Raw genomic sequence first — 15,981 nt, 5'->3', positions numbered from 1 at the left:
AGCCGGGCCCCGCGTGGCCCGGCCCGGGACCGACGACAGCTCGCCCCGGGCGTTCCGCGTCCGGCGCCTACACTGGTCCCCTCGGGTGCGAGGAGTCGGCCCACGCGGACGGGAGCAAAAGAGTGTCGACAGGTGCCGGCGGCGGTTTCCAGGATCCGCCCGCAGAGGTGCTGGCCCAGGCGGCCGCCGCGTTCGGTCTGCTGGCGACACCCGCCCGGCTGCACATCGTGTGGGCGCTGGCCCAGGGCGAGAGTGATGTGACGGGGCTGGCGGAGCGGGTGGGGGGCACGCTGCCGTCCGTGAGCCAGCATCTGACGAAGCTGAAGCTGGCCGGTCTCGTCCGCTCCCGGCGCGAGGGCCGCCGGCAGGTGTACCTGGTCGATGACCCCGAAGTGGTGACGGTCGTACGGCTCATGGTCGGCCAGCTCGCGGAGCGGGCCGGGTACCCGGCCTCGCAACCGGTACGGCTCCATGAGCTCGGTGCCTGAGAACGCTGCCGCGGCGGGAACGGGCGACGGGCCGGGCGTCGTCGTGCCGATGCCCGGCACCACCGCCGCCACCTCGGCCACGCCCCAGCCGCCGGCGGCGCCCACGTCGCTGCAGGTCCTGCGCGCGCTGGACAGCGGGCCCCGGGGGCTGGTCGAAGCGGAGGCGGAGGAGCGGCTGGCCCGGTTCGGCGAGAACATCCTTCCCGCGTGGCGCCCGGTCCCCTGGCCACTGCGCTTCCTGCGCACCTTGCGGGACCCCTTCACTTCCGTCCTGTTCTGCCTCGGGCTGGTCTCGGCAGCGGTGAACGCGTGGGGTACGGCGTCCGTGACGCTGGTGCTGGTGCTGGTCAGCTGTCTGCTGCGGTCGGCGGAGGAGCACCGGGCCGACCGGGCGACCGCCGCACTGCGCGAGCTGGTCGCGACGACAGCCACGGTGCTGCGCCGCAGCGGCCCCGGTGCGGTGCCGCGGACCCGCGACGTGCCGGTCGGTGAGCTCGTTCCCGGCGACGTGATCAGGCTCGGCCCCGGAGACCTCGTACCGGCCGACGTGCAGCTGCTGCGCGCGAGCGGCCTCACCGTGCACCAGTCCGCCCTCACCGGGGAGTCCGCGCCCGTCGGGAAGCGCCCCGCGGACGACCTCCAGCGGCAGCAGGGCCCGCCCGCGCTGCACAGCGTGCCCGAGGAGGCGGGGGGTGTGTTCGCCCAGCGCCGGCTGTGCTTCCAGGGCAGCAGTGTGGCGTCCGGGAGCGGCACGGCGGTGGTGGTCGCGACCGGTGGGGACACCCGGTTCGCCGCCGCCTACGACCGCTCGGCGCACCTCCGCGGAGCCAGCGCGTTCGACCGGTCGGTGCAGGGGATCTCCTGGACCTTGATCCGCTTCATGCTGCTCACCCCACCACTGGTCCTGATGGCCAATGCCGCGCTGCGCGGCCGGGGGCTGGAGACGCTGCCCTTCGCCGTGGCGGTGGCGGTGGGGCTGACCCCGGAGATGCTGCCGGTCATCGTCACCACGGCACTGGCGCGAGGAGCTTCGCAGCTCGCCCGGAACAGCGGGGTGATCGTCAAGCGGCTGCCCGCGCTGCACGACCTGGGCGCGATCGATGTGCTCTGCCTGGACAAGACCGGAACCCTCACCCAGGACCGGCCCGTCGTCGACCGCTCGCTGGACCGGGCGGGGAGTCCGGATCCTGAGGTGCTGCACTGGGCGGCGGTCAACGCGCTGTGGACGCTCCAGCTCGCCGACCTGCCGGCGCCCGACGCGCTCGACGAGGCGGTGCTGGACGCCTCGGAGCAGCAGGAGGAGTCCGGTTCCGGCGGCGGAAGCCCGCGCACCGCTGTCGGCTCGTACGACGCGGTGGCCGCCCTGCCCTTCGATCCGGTGCGGCGTCTGTCCACCGCGGTCGTCCGGCTCCCCGGCGGGCTCGGCACCCATGTGCTGGTCACCAAGGGCGCCGTGGAGGCCGTCCTGGAGCGGTGTGAGCTGGAACCGGCGGAACGGGAGCGGCTGGCCGGCGTGGCGGCGCGCGAGGCCGCCGAAGGACTGCGGCTGCTCGCCGTCGCCCGTACCGAGCGGCCCGCGCGGCTGGGAACGTACACCCCGGCGGACGAGCACGGGCTCGCCTTTCTCGGCTTCGTGGCCCTGCGGGACGCGCTCACGCCGAGCGCTGCCGACGCGCTGGACGTACTGGCACGCCGTGGTGTCGCCGTGAAGGTGCTCACCGGGGACCACCCGGGCACCGCGGCCCGTGCCTGCCGGGATCTGGGACTGGATCCGGGACAGGTCGTCGCCGCGGAGGAGATCGACGCGCTGACCGAGGCCGAGCTCGCCCGCACGGCCGACCGCGCGACCGTCTTCGCCCGCTGCACCCCCGGGCACAAGGCCCGGATCGTCGCCGCGCTGCGTACCTCAGGGCACACCACCGGGTTCCTCGGTGACGGCGTCAACGACCTGCCCGCCCTGCACGCCGCCGATGTGGGCATCTGCCCGCGCAACGCGGTCGACGTGGCTCGGGAGACCGCCGATGTGGTCCTCGCGGAGAAGGATCTCGGCGCCATCGACCACGCGATCACCGCGGGCCGGCGCAGCAGCGGCAACATCGCCACCTATCTGCGCATCACGCTCTCCTCGAACCTCGGAAACGTGATCGCGATGCTGGCCGCGGGTCTGCTGCTGCCCTTCCTGCCGATGCTTCCGGCGCAGGTCCTGGTCCAGAACCTGTGTTTCGACGCGGCGCAGCTCGCTTTCGCCTTCGACCGTCCCGCCTCCTCCGTACTGCGGCGGCCGACGGTGCTGCGCCCGCGTGACTTCCTCCGGTTCATCACCCGGTTCGGGCTGCTGAACGCCGCCGCCGACCTGGCGACCTTCGTCGTGCTGGCCCTTGCCCTGCACGATTTCCGGGCAGACGACCAGGCGGCTTTCCACTCCGGATGGTTCACCGAGAACCTCCTCACCCAGGCCCTGGTGATGCTGCTGCTGCGCACCGGCCGACGGGCCGCGGAGGGGCGCACCGGCGGCCCGCTGCGGGCGGCAGCGGCCGGTCTGGCGGTCGTCGGCGTCCTGCTGCCGCTCACTCCGCTCGGCCCGCCACTGGGCATGAGCGCGCTGCCGCCGCTCTACTACCTGTTGCTCGCCAGCGTCCTCGCGCTGTACGCGTGCGGCCTCACCGCGGCGCGCAACCGCTACGAACGGAATCGGGGGCTCTCGTGACCACGGCAAGGACCGGCCGGACGGGTTCCGGGGCGGGAGCAGTGGCGGGAACCGGCGCGGAACCGCCGGAATCCCCTGCGGCACGCACTCCCTGCCGCCCGGTGCGGGCAAGACGCGCCACCTCGGAGGACATTCCGGCGCTGGTCCGGATGCGCGCGCTGATGCTGTCCGACATGGGGTTCGACACCGGCGACGAGCGCGCGCCGTGGCGCGCCGCCGCGGCACAGTGGTTCGCCGACCGGATGCCGCTGACGGACGAGTTCGCCGCGTTCCTGGTCGAGGATCCCGAGCTGGGCGTGGTGGCGTGCGCGGTCGGCGCCTGCGACGCGCACGCGCCGGGTCCGGCCAACCCGAGCGGGCTGCACGGGCACGTGTCCAACGTCAGCACCGATCCTCGGCGGCGCAGGCTCGGCCATGCCCGCGTCTGCCTCGACGCGCTGCTCACCTGGTTCGAGCGGGAGACGCGGGCGGCCGTGGTCAGCCTCAATGCCACCGGGGACGGCGCCGGACTCTATGAGTCGTTCGGATTCGCGCCGCCCCCGCACCCCTCGTTGCAGCTGCGGACCGCCGGGCCGGCGGTCTGAGCCGTCACCGCGCGGCTCAGCCGTACGAGAGGTCGCTGCACAGGTCGTCGTCGGCCGATCGGGCTTCGCCGGCGACGGCGGACGGTACGGCGTCGGGGGCCGGCGCCACCGGGGCGGCCGCGGGGTTCTGGGCGTAGTCACTGCCGACGATGACCTGGATGCCGGCGTCCGCCGACTCCGTGGCGCGCGCTCCCCTGAAGAGCCGGGCGGTGTTCTCGGCCTTGTCCCGGAGGCCGGGGCCGTAGGTGACCAGGGTCCGGGTCTGGTCCTGTGAGTCCGCTGTGGCCGTGCCGGTGACGGTGAAGCCGTGCGAGCGCAGCAGCTCAGCCGCCTTGGCCGCGAGCCCGGTCACCGTGGTGCCGTTGTACACGGCCACGTCGGTGCCCGCGCCGGAGACCGGAGCGGTGGGAGAGGGCGACGCCCCGCCGGACGCCGCCGAGTCGCCGCTCCCCTTGCCGGCGGCGTTCTGCCCGTCGAGTGTGCGGTCGGCCTTGAGTGACGCCCACAGTGCGTCGGCGTCCGGTTCCACGATCGCGACGCGGGCGCCCTCGTAGCGCCAGGGGATGGTGACGAACTTCGTGTTGTGCAGGTCGACGTTCTTCATCGACATGGCGAACGACAGCAGCCGGTCGGCCGAACCGAGCCCCGGGTCCACGGTCATCGCGTCGGTGGCCGCGTTGGCGAGCGGCAGCAGGGTGGTCGGGTTCAGCCCTCGGGACTTGACCTTCTTCACGAGGGAGCCGACGAAGGCCTGCTGCCGCTTGATGCGCCCTATGTCGGATCCGTCACCGATGCCGTGCCGGATCCGTACGTAGTCGAGAGCCCGCTGTCCGGAGACCGTCTGCGGGCCCTTGGCGAAGATCAGGGACCCCCGGGTGGCCCGCTTGGGGTTCAGGTCGCGCTGGTAGATGTCCTGCGGCAGGCAGACGGGTATCCCCCCGACGGCCGAGGTCAGCGAGGAGAATCCGGCGAAGTCGACCACGATGGTGTGGTCGACGCGGAGTCCGGTGAGGTGCTCGACGGTGTTCTGGGTGCAGGCGGGGTTGCCCTCGGCCGTCTCCCCCACCGAGAACGCGGCGTTGAACATGGCGTTCCGCTGCGGAGCGGTCCAGCTGCCGTCGGGCTTCTTGCAGGCCGGGATGGAGACCAGGGTGTCGCGGGGGATGGACACCGCGACGGCGTGTCTGTGGTCGGCGTAGACATGGAGCAGGAACGCGGTGTCGGAGCGCCCGACGTCGCCCGTCCCACCGCCGAGCCCGCTGTTGGCACCCGATCGTGAGTCCGATCCGATCACCAGGACGTTCTGCCCCTCGGAGGTGTCGGGCGGGCGGTCGCCGGAGACTCCGTCGGCGCTGAACGTGTCGATGCTTCCGTTCAGCTTGAGGTACCCCCAGCCGACCCCGGCGACCAGCAGTACGAGGAGTGAGAGCCCGAACAGGCCCGTCCGCCGCAGGCGGCTCCCGCGCCCCCCTGTTCCCGCGCCTTTGTGACTGCCCGCCATGTCCCACCCCAGTTCGTCCGGCTTCCATGGAGTCGGACTCGCACCGCCCACACATGGTTGTACAGTTGCGCAATGTAGCAAGTGTTCATGTCCGAATGGATCACCGGACCCGTCCATGGTCGGCCCCATCCAGCGCCCGCGAACACCTGCCGGAATCATTGACCGGAAGACACCCGAAGAAAGGGCGTGGAGCGCATGCTGCGCAACGGCCTCGAACCCTGGCACCTGCTGATCATCGCGCTCGTCGTGGTCATGCTGTTCGGCGCGAAGAAGCTGCCGGACACCGCGCGCGCCCTGGGCAAATCCATGCGGATCCTGAAGAGTGAGGCGAAGGCCATGAAGGAGGAATCGCCTCAGTGAGCGGTGCGGCCACAGGTTCTGTGGCACCTCCCCACTTCATAGCTTGCGCAATCGGGGAACCGCAGGGGACGGGCCGTCGTTCAACTCGGTGACGGCCGAAGCAGTACTGATCAACGGATCACTGGATCATTGGAGGAAGTTCATGGGTGTGACCCTGGCCAAGGGCGGCAATGTCTCCTTGTCGAAGGAGGCACCCGGCCTGACCGCGGTGACGGTCGGCCTGGGCTGGGACGTACGGACGACGACGGGCGCCGATCACGACCTCGACGCCAGCGCGCTGCTCTGCTCCGAGGCCGGCAAGGTCCTCTCCGACCTTCACTTCGTCTTCTACAACAACCTCAACAGCCCCGACGGTTCGGTCCAGCACACCGGTGACAACCTGACGGGTGAGGGCGAGGGCGACGACGAGTCCATCAACGTGGACCTGGCGGGTGTCCCGGCGGATGTCGCGAAGATCGTCTTCCCCGTCTCCATCCATGACGCGCAGAGCCGTGGACAGAGTTTCGGCCAGGTGCGCAACGCGTTCATCCGCGTGGTGAACCAGGCCAACGGGGTGGAGCTCGCCCGTTACGACCTGAGCGAGGACGCCTCGACGGAGACAGCGATGGTGTTCGGCGAGCTGTACCGGCACGGGGCGGAGTGGAAGTTCCGCGCGGTCGGTCAGGGATACGCCTCCGGCCTGGCGGGGATCGCCTCCGACTACGGCGTCAACGTCTGACCTCTTCCGCACGGTGACCGGCCTCTCCGGCGCGGTGACCGCGTTCGTACGGGCCCCGGCCCGCTCTCCTGTCCGCGGAGTGCGGGCCGGGGCCCGTTCCGCACTCCGCGGGCGATCCGGGGCGCTGCCAAGAACGGCGTTACGCGATCATGTCCGTATGGCCGATGACCACACGCACGTCCAGGACTTCTTCAGCGTCCGCGCCGCGGACTGGGACGCCCGCTTTCCCGACGACGGGCCGGCCTTCGCCGCGGCGGTCTCCGCCCTGGGCCTGCGCGCGGGCGACGCCGTGCTCGACGCGGGCTGCGGTACGGGACGGGCACTGCCCGCTCTGCGGTCCGCGGTCGGCCCCCGGGGCACCGTGCTGGGGGCCGACCTCACCGCGGCCATGCTGCGGGCCGCGGCACGCGCGGGCCGCGACCGCAGCGGGCTGCTGATCCAGGCCGACGCCGCCCGGCTGCCGGTGCGGACCCAGGCGCTCGACGCGGTGTTCGCGGCCGGGCTGATCGCCCATCTGCCACGGCCGGAACGGAACCTGGCGGAACTCGCCCGGGTGGTGCGGCCCGGCGGGCTGCTGGCGCTGTTCCATCCCATCGGCAGGGCGGCGCTGGCCGCGCGCCACCGCCGCACGCTCACCGACGACGACCTACGGGCGGAGCCCAACCTCGTCCCCGTGCTGGCCCGTTCGGGCTGGCGGCTGAACACGTACCTCGACGAAGAGGCCCGCTTCCTCGTCCTGGCCGAACGGATGAGCTGATCCCCGCACTCCGTGCCGGCCTGCTCACTCGGCCGGTGCGTCCGGGCGGCTCAGGTGCCGGACCGGGCAGCCGCCCCTGCCGGGCGTGGGGTACGTACCGAGTCCGGACACCTCGTAGCCGCCCGGATACCCCTTGATCTCGGGATTCTGGCGGGCGTGGTGCGGGGTGGCGCGGGGCGGCAGCAGCCGCACCGCGCGGGCCCTCAGCCGCAGGGCGCCCCGGGTGAGCCCGCGTGCCACCGGTCCCGGGCGCTCGTAGCGGAAGGCCCGTAGCAGCGAGTCGTCGAGGAGCGCGAGGCTCGCGCCGCGCACCATCCGCGCGAGGGGGCGCGGATACCAGGAGGCCATCAGCGCGAGCGTGGCGTCCGACACCTCGCGCGCCCCCTCGTCCCAGCCGAAGTGCTCCTTCTCGTAGGCGTCGAGGGTGCGCTCGAACTCCTCGTACGTCTGCGGCAGGTGCTTGATGCCCATGTGTGCGCCCAAGGTCCGGTAGTAGGCGGCGCACGCCGCCTTCTCGTGCCCGGACAGCCGGCGCCAGCCGTAGGTGTCGAGCCACCGCTTCGGGGTGACGACGAAGGTGCACAGCACATAGCGCATGTCGTCGTCGCTGATGTCGTAGCTGCGGTGCATCTGGTTGATCCGGCGGATGGCCGTACGCCCGGGGACGCTGTCGAATCCGTGCTCGACCACGGCGTCCAGGAGGAGCGCGGTGTCGTCGTAGCGCTTCTGCGAACGGTCCGTCAGCTCCGCTGTCTCGGCGAGCAGACGGCCGATGCTGGGAACCGCATACGTCCGGTACAGGGCGAGTTCGAGAGCCCGGGTGATGTCCCAGGGGAACTCGTACGTGGCCGTGATCCGGTAGATCTCCAGGAAGTCCCTTTCCGGATCGAGGCGTTGAATATCCTTCAGCCGGTCGTAGCGCTTCACAGAACTGTTCCCCTCTTCGTCCGGGCCACGTGTCCAAACCTCCGTGCGCGGGCAAGACCGTGAGTACGCGCGCAGGACAGGGAGTGCCGCGCAGGCGCGGCACATTCTCCCGCGTGCGCACGATCCCTGTCAGGCACATCCATGTCCAGGAAGGGCGGTCCCCATGACCGACATGTTCGGCATAATCCGCAGAGCTGTGAACCCGGGCCGCAAGGACGGCAGGCCCGCCGGTGCCACCAAGGCACCGGAGCGCCGGCAGCACAATCTGTTCGAGGCGGCAGCCACGTTCGTCGCGGCGTCGGCGGAGGACGACCAGGAGCGGATGGACGAGGCGAGCGGCTGGGTGTCACCGGAAGCGCTCTCCTTCGGCGTCGGAGAACTGGCCTGCCGGGCGGTCATCGCCCTCGCCCGCGAGCGCGGTGAATCACCCGACGCGGTGGCCCGCGACCTCCTCGGGCTGACCGCCGAGTAGGGGTTCCGTCCTCGGCACACCTGGCACGGGGCTGCCGGGCGTTCCGCCTTGTCAGGGCCTCGACGAGTGGGTTACCCACTGGTTAAGGTGCGCCGACGGACAACCACGACGGACGAGGAGGGTGCAGTGACCGGGACAGACGACGCAGTCGCCGAGGACACGCTGTACGTACTGACTGCGGTCCTGCTGACCCCGGCGCAGTTCCCCAGCGTGCTCGGCGACGACTATCCGGCGGCCTGCACGGCACTGGGTCTCGACCCCCGTGCCACGGGGTACGGGCTGGTCATGGGCCAGGACGGCGACGGGGCCAGGTGGACCGTCGTCGTCGATGACGTGTCCCTGGTGGCCGTGGCGGTAGCGTCCTGGGACTGCGGGATGGAGTACGAACTCTCTCCCGACGAAGACTCGGTGGTCTGCGCTCTTCCCGGCTGGCCGCTCGCCGTGGCGGTCGCCGCGCCGGGCGTGGCCGCTCCGCACGACCCGGCCCCTGACCCTCGGGCGGACGGCGGGGAGCTGCCGCCGCTGGCTCCGCCGGACCCCGGTGCGTGGGGCCCGGCCCAGCGCCGGCTCGGCGCGGACGCGGTCGCCTCGCAGTGGGCGGGCTGGCGCGAACAGATCGACGAGAGCGCGGTGGCGGGGGACGGGAGCGCGGCGAAGACCGCCGAGAACGGTGAAGCGCCCGGTGGGAACGGTACGGGCGGTGAGAACGCGAGCCGCGCGGACGCGGGCGCCGGCACCGCGGGCGGCGGAGACTCGGAAGCCGGGCCCACCGACGGTGGGAGCGTAGCCCCGGACACCGGCTCCACAGACGGTGAGGTCATCGTGCCGGACAGCGCGCACGGTGCCTCCTCCGGCTCGCATCCCGGTGTCCGGCGGGCTCTGGCCGAAGCCCGTGCCTACCTCGACGCCCCGCCGCCGCCCGGCCGGGTCCGGTCCTCGTTCGCCCCGGGAGACGCCCGGACGATCCGGGCCGACGGCCCCGGCTGGTCCATGGTGGCCAGGACCGACGACATGGCGTTTCTGCTGCTGGACGAGGTGCCGGGCGAGATACTGCCGGTCCGGCGCGGCGCGGAACTGCCCGGTCTGCTCAAGGCTCTGGACGCGCTGGCCGTACGGCCCTCCTGAGGCGTCCCGGACGCGGACGCCGCCTGCCGAGCGGTGCGTGCCCCGCCCCGGGCCCCTCCGGCCAGGGGCCGCCCGGCACCACTCAGCGGCCGATCTCCCTGCGGCTGATCCTGCGGAGCCTGCGCCGCTGACCGGGATCCAGTGCCAGGTAGGCGATCGCGGGAACTCCGATGAGCACCAGCAGTGACAGCCAGAACCCGATGAACGGCATCAGGACGACTGCGACGACGACTCCCCCGATGGCGATCTTTGCTCTGTTCGACATCGTCCACGCCTCCTTCGCGGCCACTGGCCGCTCCTGCTGTGAGAACGCCTGTGCGTGCTCATCGGTTCCAGCCTGCCCCGAACCCGTGGGGAACGGTCACCTGAGCGGTGCGCCGACCTCATGCATGTGGTCGAGTGCCTGGCGGTAGGACTCGATGAGTCCGGTTTCCGCGTAGGGCATGCCGAGCGTTTCGCAGTGGGCCTTGACCAGGGGCTGCGCCAGCCGCAGATGGGGGCGGGGCATGCTCGGGAAGAGGTGGTGCTCGATCTGGTAGTTGAGCCCGCCGAGGAACCAGTCGGTGAGGACGGCACCCCGCACGTTGCGCGAGGTGAGGACCTGGCGCTGCAGGTGCCCCCAGCGATCGCCGTCCGGGTCGGGCATCTCCATGCCCTTGTGGTTCGGGGCGAAGGCCATGCCCAGGTGGAGGCCGAAGAGCGCGTGGTGCACGAGAGCGAAGACGACGGCCTTGCCCGGCGACATGACGGTGAGCAGCAGCGCGGCGTAGAGGCCGAGGTGGGCGACGAGCAGCAGGGCGGAGAGGGCGCGCTCACGGACGGGCTGGTGCCGCAGGTACTGGAAGCCGGAGACCTTCAGGGCGATGCCCTCCAGGAGCAGCATCGGGAAGAACAGCCGGGCCTGGTTGCGGGTGAGCCAGCGGGCGAAGCCCTCGCGCTGTGCGGCCTGCTTCTGGGTCCAGACGAGGGCGCCGACGCCGACGTCGGGGTCCTTGTCCACGTGGTTGGGGTTGGCGTGGTGGCGTACGTGCTTGTCGTTCCACCAGGCCTCGTTCATGCCGAGGAGCAGGTTGGCGTGCACCAGGCCGATGGCCCGGCTCGCCCTGCGGTCACCGGATATCTGGGCGTGTCCGGCGTCGTGCCCGACGAACGCGGTGCGGGACCAGAAGACGGCGAGGGGCAGCGCGAGCAGCAGGGTCCACCAGGTGTCGCCGAGGAGGAACATGCCCGTGAGCACGGCGCCCAGGGCGAGCAGATTGGCGGCGATGCCTGCCGCGTACCAACCGGTGCGGCGTTCGAGGAGCCCTTGCCCCTTGACGGCCCGCAGCAGTGGCGCGAAGTCGCTTCCTGCACTTCCGACACTTCCGGCACTTCCGGCACCGTCACGGGTTCGTTCCGCGACGGTGGTTGCGGCCTGAGGCATGATGTCTCCGGTCTTAAGGGATGCGCTGACCTGATGAAACGTACGGGTCGCAGATATACGGCGGCCATGGAGCCACCACCCGAGGTTTCCTGGTGCCAGCCCCCTCATTCCGGTGGGGGGCCGGCTACACCTGGCCGACATACCGGACACAGGCGTGTGATCTAAAACATGCGGCGACTAGCCCCGTCGCCGGATGCGATGGAGTACCCTCGGCGACCTCAGCCAACTAGTCAAATTTGAGGAATCTGACATCGCTGTGCACAGCCTCCCCGCAGCAACGCTCTCCGAGATCTCCGCACTCATCGGCTGTTCCGTGGTGTTCCTGCCCGCGGATCCCTCCCGGACCGGACGCGTCGCCTTCTGGTGCCCAGACGGTAGCAGTCCGCCCGATGCCCCGGGGACCGTCGAGGCCCTGACCGTGACCGATGCCGACGCCGAGCCGTACGAAGCACCCGCGCGGCTGCTCCCCGTGCGGGACGCCCTGCCGGTACTGACCCGGGCGCGGGCCTCCGCGCATGCCTCGGCGTCGGCCTCCTTCTGGGGCGCGGCCGGACTGCTGGCCCTTCAGTTCACCGCGCGTGGGCTGCTGTTGCCGGGGCTGAGCGGCACCGACCAGGACGCGTGGCGGGCCGGACCGCTCACCGCGGACGATCAGGACCGGATCCGCGCTCTGGCCGCCTCCATGCCGCCAAGTGCCCATGCGGTTCCACTGGATGCGACTGCCGAGCCGCTGCTGCTGCCCGAACCGGAGTGGCTGGTAAGGGCGTTCCTGGACGCGGTGGCCGACGGCCTGCCGCGCACGCCCGCCGCGGCCCTCGCCAACGGTGGCCCGGCCTTCACCGCGGACGCTCCGCGGCGGCTGCCGGACCACCGCGCCTGGGCCGCGGATGTCGCGGCCGGTCACGACGCGGGCGTCCGGCTCTCGCTGCGCGTGGAGGTGTCCGGGCTCGACCGGGCCGACGAGGGGCCCCACGGGCGGCTGACCGGCCCGTCCTTCCGGGTGGTCCCGCAGATCCACAGCGTCAGCGACCCCACGCTGGTCACCGATGCCGCCCTGATCTGGACGGGCAGCGGTCCGGCCGCCGCCGCCCTCGGGCCGAGGGCCCGGATGGACGCCCTGCTGATGCTGCGCCGGGCCGCCCGCGCCTGGCCGCCCCTGACCCCGCTGCTGTCGGCCGCCGTGCCGGACGCAGTGGAGCCGGCCGACGAGGAGATCGGGGAACTGCTGGGCCCCGCCTCACGGGCGCTCGCGGCGACGGGCGTCCAGGTGCACTGGCCCAGGGAGCTGGCCCGCAAGCTCACCGCGCGTGCCGTGATCGGCCCGCCCGACGACGAGAACGACGGGGCCGGACCGGACGGTTTCCGGCCAGCTGCCCGTACCGGCTCCGACCGTGCACCGCTCCTGTCGGCGGACGCCCTGCTCGCGTTCGACTGGCGGTTCGCGCTCGGGGACCGGAGCCTCAGCCGCGCCGAGCTGGACCGGCTGGCCGAGGCCGGCCGTCCGCTGGTGCGGCTGCGCGACCAGTGGGTGCTGATCGATCCGGAGGAGGCGCGTCGCGCCCGGGAGACCAGGGACCGCAAGGTCACCCCCATCGACGCGCTCGGGGCAGTACTGACCGGCTCCACCGAGCTCGACGGCCGTCGGATCGAGGTCCGGGCCACCGGCTGGCTGGAGACCCTGCGACAGCGGATCGCCGATCCGGAGTCCCGGCGGGGGCAGGACGGCGAGGCAGTGCTCGGGCAGCCCGCGGCCCTCGCCGCGACCCTGCGCGACTACCAGCTCCGTGGCCTGAACTGGCTGCACACGATGACCTCGCTCGGGCTCGGCGGCTGCCTCGCGGACGACATGGGGCTCGGCAAGACCATCACGCTGATCGCGCTGCATCTGCACCGGCAGACCATCGAATCGGCCGCGGGCCCCACCCTGGTGGTCTGTCCGACCTCTCTGATGGGCAACTGGCAGCGGGAGATCGAGAAGTTCGCCCCCGGCACCCCGGTGCGCCGCTTCCACGGCAGCGCACGGAGCCTGGAGGACCTCCCCGACGGCGAGTTCGTCCTCACCACGTACGGGACGATGCGGCTGGACGCTCCGCGGCTCGCGGCCACCCGGTGGGGCATGGTCGTCGCCGACGAGGCGCAGCACGTGAAGAATCCGTACTCGGCGACGGCCAAGCAGCTGCGCACGATCGGCGCGCGGGCCCGGGTCGCCCTCACCGGCACTCCGGTGGAGAACAACCTCTCCGAACTGTGGGCGATCCTCGACTGGACGACCCCGGGCCTGCTCGGCCGGCTCGGCACGTTCCGCACCCGGTACGCGCGAGCGGTGGAGGACGGCAGCGACCCCGCGGCGGCCGAGCGGCTCGGCGCGCTGGTGCGTCCGTTCCTGCTGCGCCGGCGCAAGTCCGATCCGGGCATCGCTCCGGAGCTGCCGCCGAAGACCGAGACGGACCGTGCGGTCTCCCTGACGGCCGAGCAGGCGGGCCTGTACGAGGCGGTGGTACGCGAGACCCTGGCGGCGATCTCCGCCGCCGACGGCATCGCCCGGCGGGGTCTGGTGGTGAAGCTGCTGACCGCGCTCAAACAGATCTGCAACCATCCCGCGCAGTACCTCAAGGAGGAGAAGCCGCAGATCGCCGGGCGTTCGGGAAAGCTGGAGCTGCTCGACGAGCTGCTGGACACCATCCTGGCGGAGGGTGCGGCCGTCCTGGTGTTCACCCAGTACGTACAGATGGCCCGGCTCCTCGAACAGCACCTGGCGGCACGCGGGGTCCGTACCCAGTTCCTGCACGGCGGCACTCCGGTCGCCGCGCGGGAGGCGACGGTGAACCGTTTCCAGGCGGGCGAGGCCGCCGTCTTCCTGCTATCGCTCAAGGCAGCCGGCACGGGGCTCAACCTCACCCGGGCGGGCCACGTGGTGCACTTCGACCGCTGGTGGAACCCCGCGGTGGAGGCGCAGGCCACCGACCGCGCGTACCGCATCGGGCAGACCCAGCCGGTGCAGGTCCACCGGCTGATCGCCGAGGGCACCATCGAGGACCGGATCGCCGGGATGCTGGCCCGAAAACAGGGGCTCGCGGACTCGGTCCTCGGGTCCGGCGAGAGCGCCCTGACCGAACTCAGCGACGCGGAACTGGCCGATCTGGTCGAGCTGCGAGGGGGTGCGCGATGAGCGGCGGATACGAGTCCGGCGCCTACGGGCCGGACGGCTACGAACCGGACGGCTACGAATCCGACGGATACTCCGGGCCCTACGACGACAACGACGCCTACGAGGGCGGCGGGCCGGACGGAACGGCTCCCCCGCCCGCATCGCAGGAGCGCACGTTCGCCGCACTGCCGCCCGCGAGCGGGCGCGCCTTCGCGGAGTCCTGGTGGGGCCGGGCCTGGCTGAAGGCGCTGGAGGACACCGCGCTGGACGGACAGCAGCTCAAGAAGGGACGCCGGCTCGCCCGTGAGGGCGGGGTCGGTGTGGTGTCCGTGCGGCCCGGCCGGATCACGGCCGTGGTGCAGGACCGGGACACGAGCGCGTACCGCAGTGACGTGCTGCTCCAGGAGCTGAGCGAGGAGGAGTGGGACCGGTTCCTGGACATGGCGGTCGACCGGGCCGGGCACATCGCGGCGCTGCTCGACCGCGAGATGCCGCCGCACCTGGTCGAGGACGCGTCCGCGGCGGGCGTGGAACTGCTCCCGGCCATCGGTGACCTCGATCCGGAGTGCACCTGCGAGGCCTGGGACCACTGCCCGCACACCGCCGCCCTCTGCTACCAGGTCGCGCGGCTGCTGGACCAGGACCCGTTCGTCCTGCTGCTGATGCGGGGACGCGGCGAGCGCCGGCTGCTCGACGAGCTCCAGGTGCGGATCACCGCCCGCGCCGCGGGACACGAGCCGTCCGGGCCCGCCGACGCACCGGCGGCCGGTCCGGCGAACCGGGTGGTGCGCGGGGTCCCGGCGGCGGAGGCGCATGCGGCGGCCGGCATCCTCCCGCCGCTGCCCCCTCCCCCGGCGCTTCCCGCAGAGGCGGGCGTGTCGCCCTCGCTGGACACGGAGACCGACCCGGAGCCCGGCGTGGACCCGACGGCGCTGGAGATGCTGGCGACGGACAGCGCCGCACGCGCTCACCGGATGCTCGCGGACGCGCTGGCACCGGGCCACGAACTACAGCCCGTCCCGGCCGCCCTGACACCGGAACAGGACGCGGTACGGCTGGCCGCCACCGCGCGTCCCGAGCCGTGGATCGTGACCCGGCTGGCGGCCGGCTCGGGGCGCGGACCGGCCGGACTGCGGGTCGCCGTCCACGCCTGGCGGTACGGCGGCGCCGCCGCGCTCTCCGTCCTCGACGAACTGTGGACGCCGGACGCCGCTTCGCTGGCCCACGCCAGGACACAGCTCGCCGCCGCCTGGGACGAGGACGAGGCGCCCCGGCTGCGGGCCGAGCACAACCGCTGGACGTCGGTGGACGGCGCGCTCCAGCTCCGCTACGGGCGGGACGGGCGCTGGTACCCGTACCGCAAGGAGGGCGGCCGGTGGACCCCGGCCGGTCCCGCCGACGACGATCCGGCAACGGCCCTGGCCGGCGCGGGCCGGAGTGATACGGGTCAGAGCGAGATCTGACGAGGCCTCACCGGCGTTCGGGGGTGGGATCATCGCCCCGGCCGCCGGGACGAGTCCTCCGGCCCCTCACCCGACCGGGCGTGAATCGGGCTGCCGTCTTCCGCCGCTCGCGCGGCCCCCGTACCGTGGGGCCCGCGAGCCGCTCGGCCGTACATCGGACAGCCCGTTCCGGCCATCGGACAGGAGAAACCGACCCGGTACCCGGGGAACCGGCGGAAGGCAGTCTCCCCCACGGTGATCTGCCGCGCGGAACACACGGTGTCCCGCGACCCCTGACAGCCGGACCCCTGCCCCCGCCCCTCCGAACC

At 72.4% G+C, this 15,981-nt stretch carries 14 protein-coding genes; 10 read left to right on the top strand and 4 right to left on the bottom strand.

Going from position 1 to position 15,981, the window contains the following annotated elements:
- Positions 1-122: 122 nt before the first annotated feature.
- The 3 genes from ACIP89_RS24910 to ACIP89_RS24900 all read left to right on the top strand — a co-directional run bounded on the left by ACIP89_RS24910 (position 123) and on the right by ACIP89_RS24900 (position 3,779).
- On the top strand, positions 123-488 hold the full coding sequence (locus ACIP89_RS24910; RefSeq protein ID WP_073733875.1) for a metalloregulator ArsR/SmtB family transcription factor: 366 nt from the start codon (positions 123-125) through the stop codon (positions 486-488).
- Entirely contained in the window at positions 472-3,195 is a 2,724-nt protein-coding gene (gene mgtA / locus ACIP89_RS24905; protein ID WP_402116777.1) for a magnesium-translocating P-type ATPase, read from the top strand. The genes ACIP89_RS24910 and mgtA overlap by 17 nt, the downstream gene beginning before the upstream one ends.
- Before the next feature lie 101 nt (positions 3,196-3,296).
- The gene (locus ACIP89_RS24900) at positions 3,297-3,779 is read left to right on the top strand and encodes a GNAT family N-acetyltransferase (protein WP_401924115.1); all 483 of its coding nucleotides are present in this window, start codon (positions 3,297-3,299) and stop codon (positions 3,777-3,779) included.
- A 16-nt stretch (positions 3,780-3,795) separates the two neighbouring features.
- Here the strand turns inward: ACIP89_RS24900 and ACIP89_RS24895 are convergent, their stop codons facing one another.
- Entirely contained in the window at positions 3,796-5,280 is a 1,485-nt protein-coding gene (locus ACIP89_RS24895; RefSeq protein WP_402116775.1) for an LCP family protein, read from the bottom strand.
- A 195-nt stretch (positions 5,281-5,475) separates the two neighbouring features.
- On the opposite strand from ACIP89_RS24895, the gene tatA reads away from it, so the two are divergent.
- From tatA to ACIP89_RS24880, 3 genes are all read left to right on the top strand, one after another.
- The gene (tatA, locus tag ACIP89_RS24890; RefSeq protein WP_073734671.1) at positions 5,476-5,640 is read left to right on the top strand and encodes a Sec-independent protein translocase subunit TatA; all 165 of its coding nucleotides are present in this window, start codon (positions 5,476-5,478) and stop codon (positions 5,638-5,640) included.
- Between the two features lie 142 nt (positions 5,641-5,782).
- Positions 5,783-6,358: a TerD family protein gene (locus ACIP89_RS24885; protein ID WP_311301510.1), complete on the top strand. Its 576-nt coding sequence runs from the start codon at positions 5,783-5,785 to the stop codon at positions 6,356-6,358.
- Between the two features lie 157 nt (positions 6,359-6,515).
- The gene (locus ACIP89_RS24880; RefSeq protein WP_401924121.1) at positions 6,516-7,115 is read left to right on the top strand and encodes a class I SAM-dependent methyltransferase; all 600 of its coding nucleotides are present in this window, start codon (positions 6,516-6,518) and stop codon (positions 7,113-7,115) included.
- 24 nt (positions 7,116-7,139) lie between these two features.
- Here ACIP89_RS24880 and ACIP89_RS24875 read toward each other — a convergent pair whose 3' ends face one another.
- Positions 7,140-8,042, bottom strand: a complete 903-nt coding sequence (locus ACIP89_RS24875) for an oxygenase MpaB family protein (RefSeq protein WP_402116774.1) — start codon at positions 8,040-8,042, stop codon at positions 7,140-7,142.
- Between the two features lie 163 nt (positions 8,043-8,205).
- Here ACIP89_RS24875 and ACIP89_RS24870 point away from each other — a divergent pair, with 163 nt between their 5' ends.
- On the top strand, positions 8,206-8,514 hold the full coding sequence (locus ACIP89_RS24870) for a hypothetical protein (RefSeq protein ID WP_402116772.1): 309 nt from the start codon (positions 8,206-8,208) through the stop codon (positions 8,512-8,514).
- Positions 8,515-8,640: 126 nt separating this feature from the next.
- On the top strand, positions 8,641-9,639 hold the full coding sequence (locus ACIP89_RS24865; protein WP_402116770.1) for a hypothetical protein: 999 nt from the start codon (positions 8,641-8,643) through the stop codon (positions 9,637-9,639).
- 82 nt (positions 9,640-9,721) lie between these two features.
- Here the strand turns inward: ACIP89_RS24865 and ACIP89_RS24860 are convergent, their stop codons facing one another.
- Both ACIP89_RS24860 and ACIP89_RS24855 read right to left on the bottom strand, forming a co-directional pair.
- The gene (locus ACIP89_RS24860) at positions 9,722-9,904 is read right to left on the bottom strand and encodes a hypothetical protein (RefSeq protein ID WP_402116769.1); all 183 of its coding nucleotides are present in this window, start codon (positions 9,902-9,904) and stop codon (positions 9,722-9,724) included.
- 96 nt (positions 9,905-10,000) lie between these two features.
- Complete coding sequence (locus ACIP89_RS24855) at positions 10,001-11,062, bottom strand: fatty acid desaturase family protein (RefSeq protein ID WP_401924132.1); 1,062 nt, start codon at positions 11,060-11,062, stop codon at positions 10,001-10,003.
- 256 nt (positions 11,063-11,318) lie between these two features.
- Between ACIP89_RS24855 and ACIP89_RS24850 the strand changes: the two genes are divergently transcribed.
- Positions 11,319-14,231, top strand: coding sequence for a DEAD/DEAH box helicase (locus ACIP89_RS24850; RefSeq protein WP_402116766.1), 2,913 nt, complete (start codon positions 11,319-11,321; stop codon positions 14,229-14,231).
- Complete coding sequence (locus ACIP89_RS24845) at positions 14,228-15,673, top strand: SWF or SNF family helicase (protein WP_401926147.1); 1,446 nt, start codon at positions 14,228-14,230, stop codon at positions 15,671-15,673. The genes ACIP89_RS24850 and ACIP89_RS24845 overlap by 4 nt, the downstream gene beginning before the upstream one ends.
- Positions 15,674-15,981 lie beyond the last annotated feature (308 nt).

Origin of the sequence: Streptomyces sp. NPDC088730, from assembly GCF_044751215.1 — a bacterium.
GTDB lineage: Bacteria > Actinomycetota > Actinomycetes > Streptomycetales > Streptomycetaceae > Streptomyces.
This window is presented reverse-complemented; position numbering and strand designations above follow the sequence as displayed.

Coding starts and splice junctions, on each gene's coding strand:
- ACIP89_RS24885 (WP_311301510.1), top strand. CDS start 5,783: ATGGGTGTGACCCTGGCCAAGGGCGGCAATGTCTCCTTGTCGAAGGAG.
- ACIP89_RS24895 (WP_402116775.1), bottom strand. CDS start 5,280: ATGGCGGGCAGTCACAAAGGCGCGGGAACAGGGGGGCGCGGGAGCCGC.
- ACIP89_RS24855 (WP_401924132.1), bottom strand. CDS start 11,062: ATGCCTCAGGCCGCAACCACCGTCGCGGAACGAACCCGTGACGGTGCC.
- ACIP89_RS24860 (WP_402116769.1), bottom strand. CDS start 9,904: ATGTCGAACAGAGCAAAGATCGCCATCGGGGGAGTCGTCGTCGCAGTC.
- ACIP89_RS24880 (WP_401924121.1), top strand. CDS start 6,516: ATGGCCGATGACCACACGCACGTCCAGGACTTCTTCAGCGTCCGCGCC.
- mgtA (WP_402116777.1), top strand. CDS start 472: ATGAGCTCGGTGCCTGAGAACGCTGCCGCGGCGGGAACGGGCGACGGG.
- ACIP89_RS24870 (WP_402116772.1), top strand. CDS start 8,206: ATGACCGACATGTTCGGCATAATCCGCAGAGCTGTGAACCCGGGCCGC.
- ACIP89_RS24845 (WP_401926147.1), top strand. CDS start 14,228: ATGAGCGGCGGATACGAGTCCGGCGCCTACGGGCCGGACGGCTACGAA.
- tatA (WP_073734671.1), top strand. CDS start 5,476: ATGCTGCGCAACGGCCTCGAACCCTGGCACCTGCTGATCATCGCGCTC.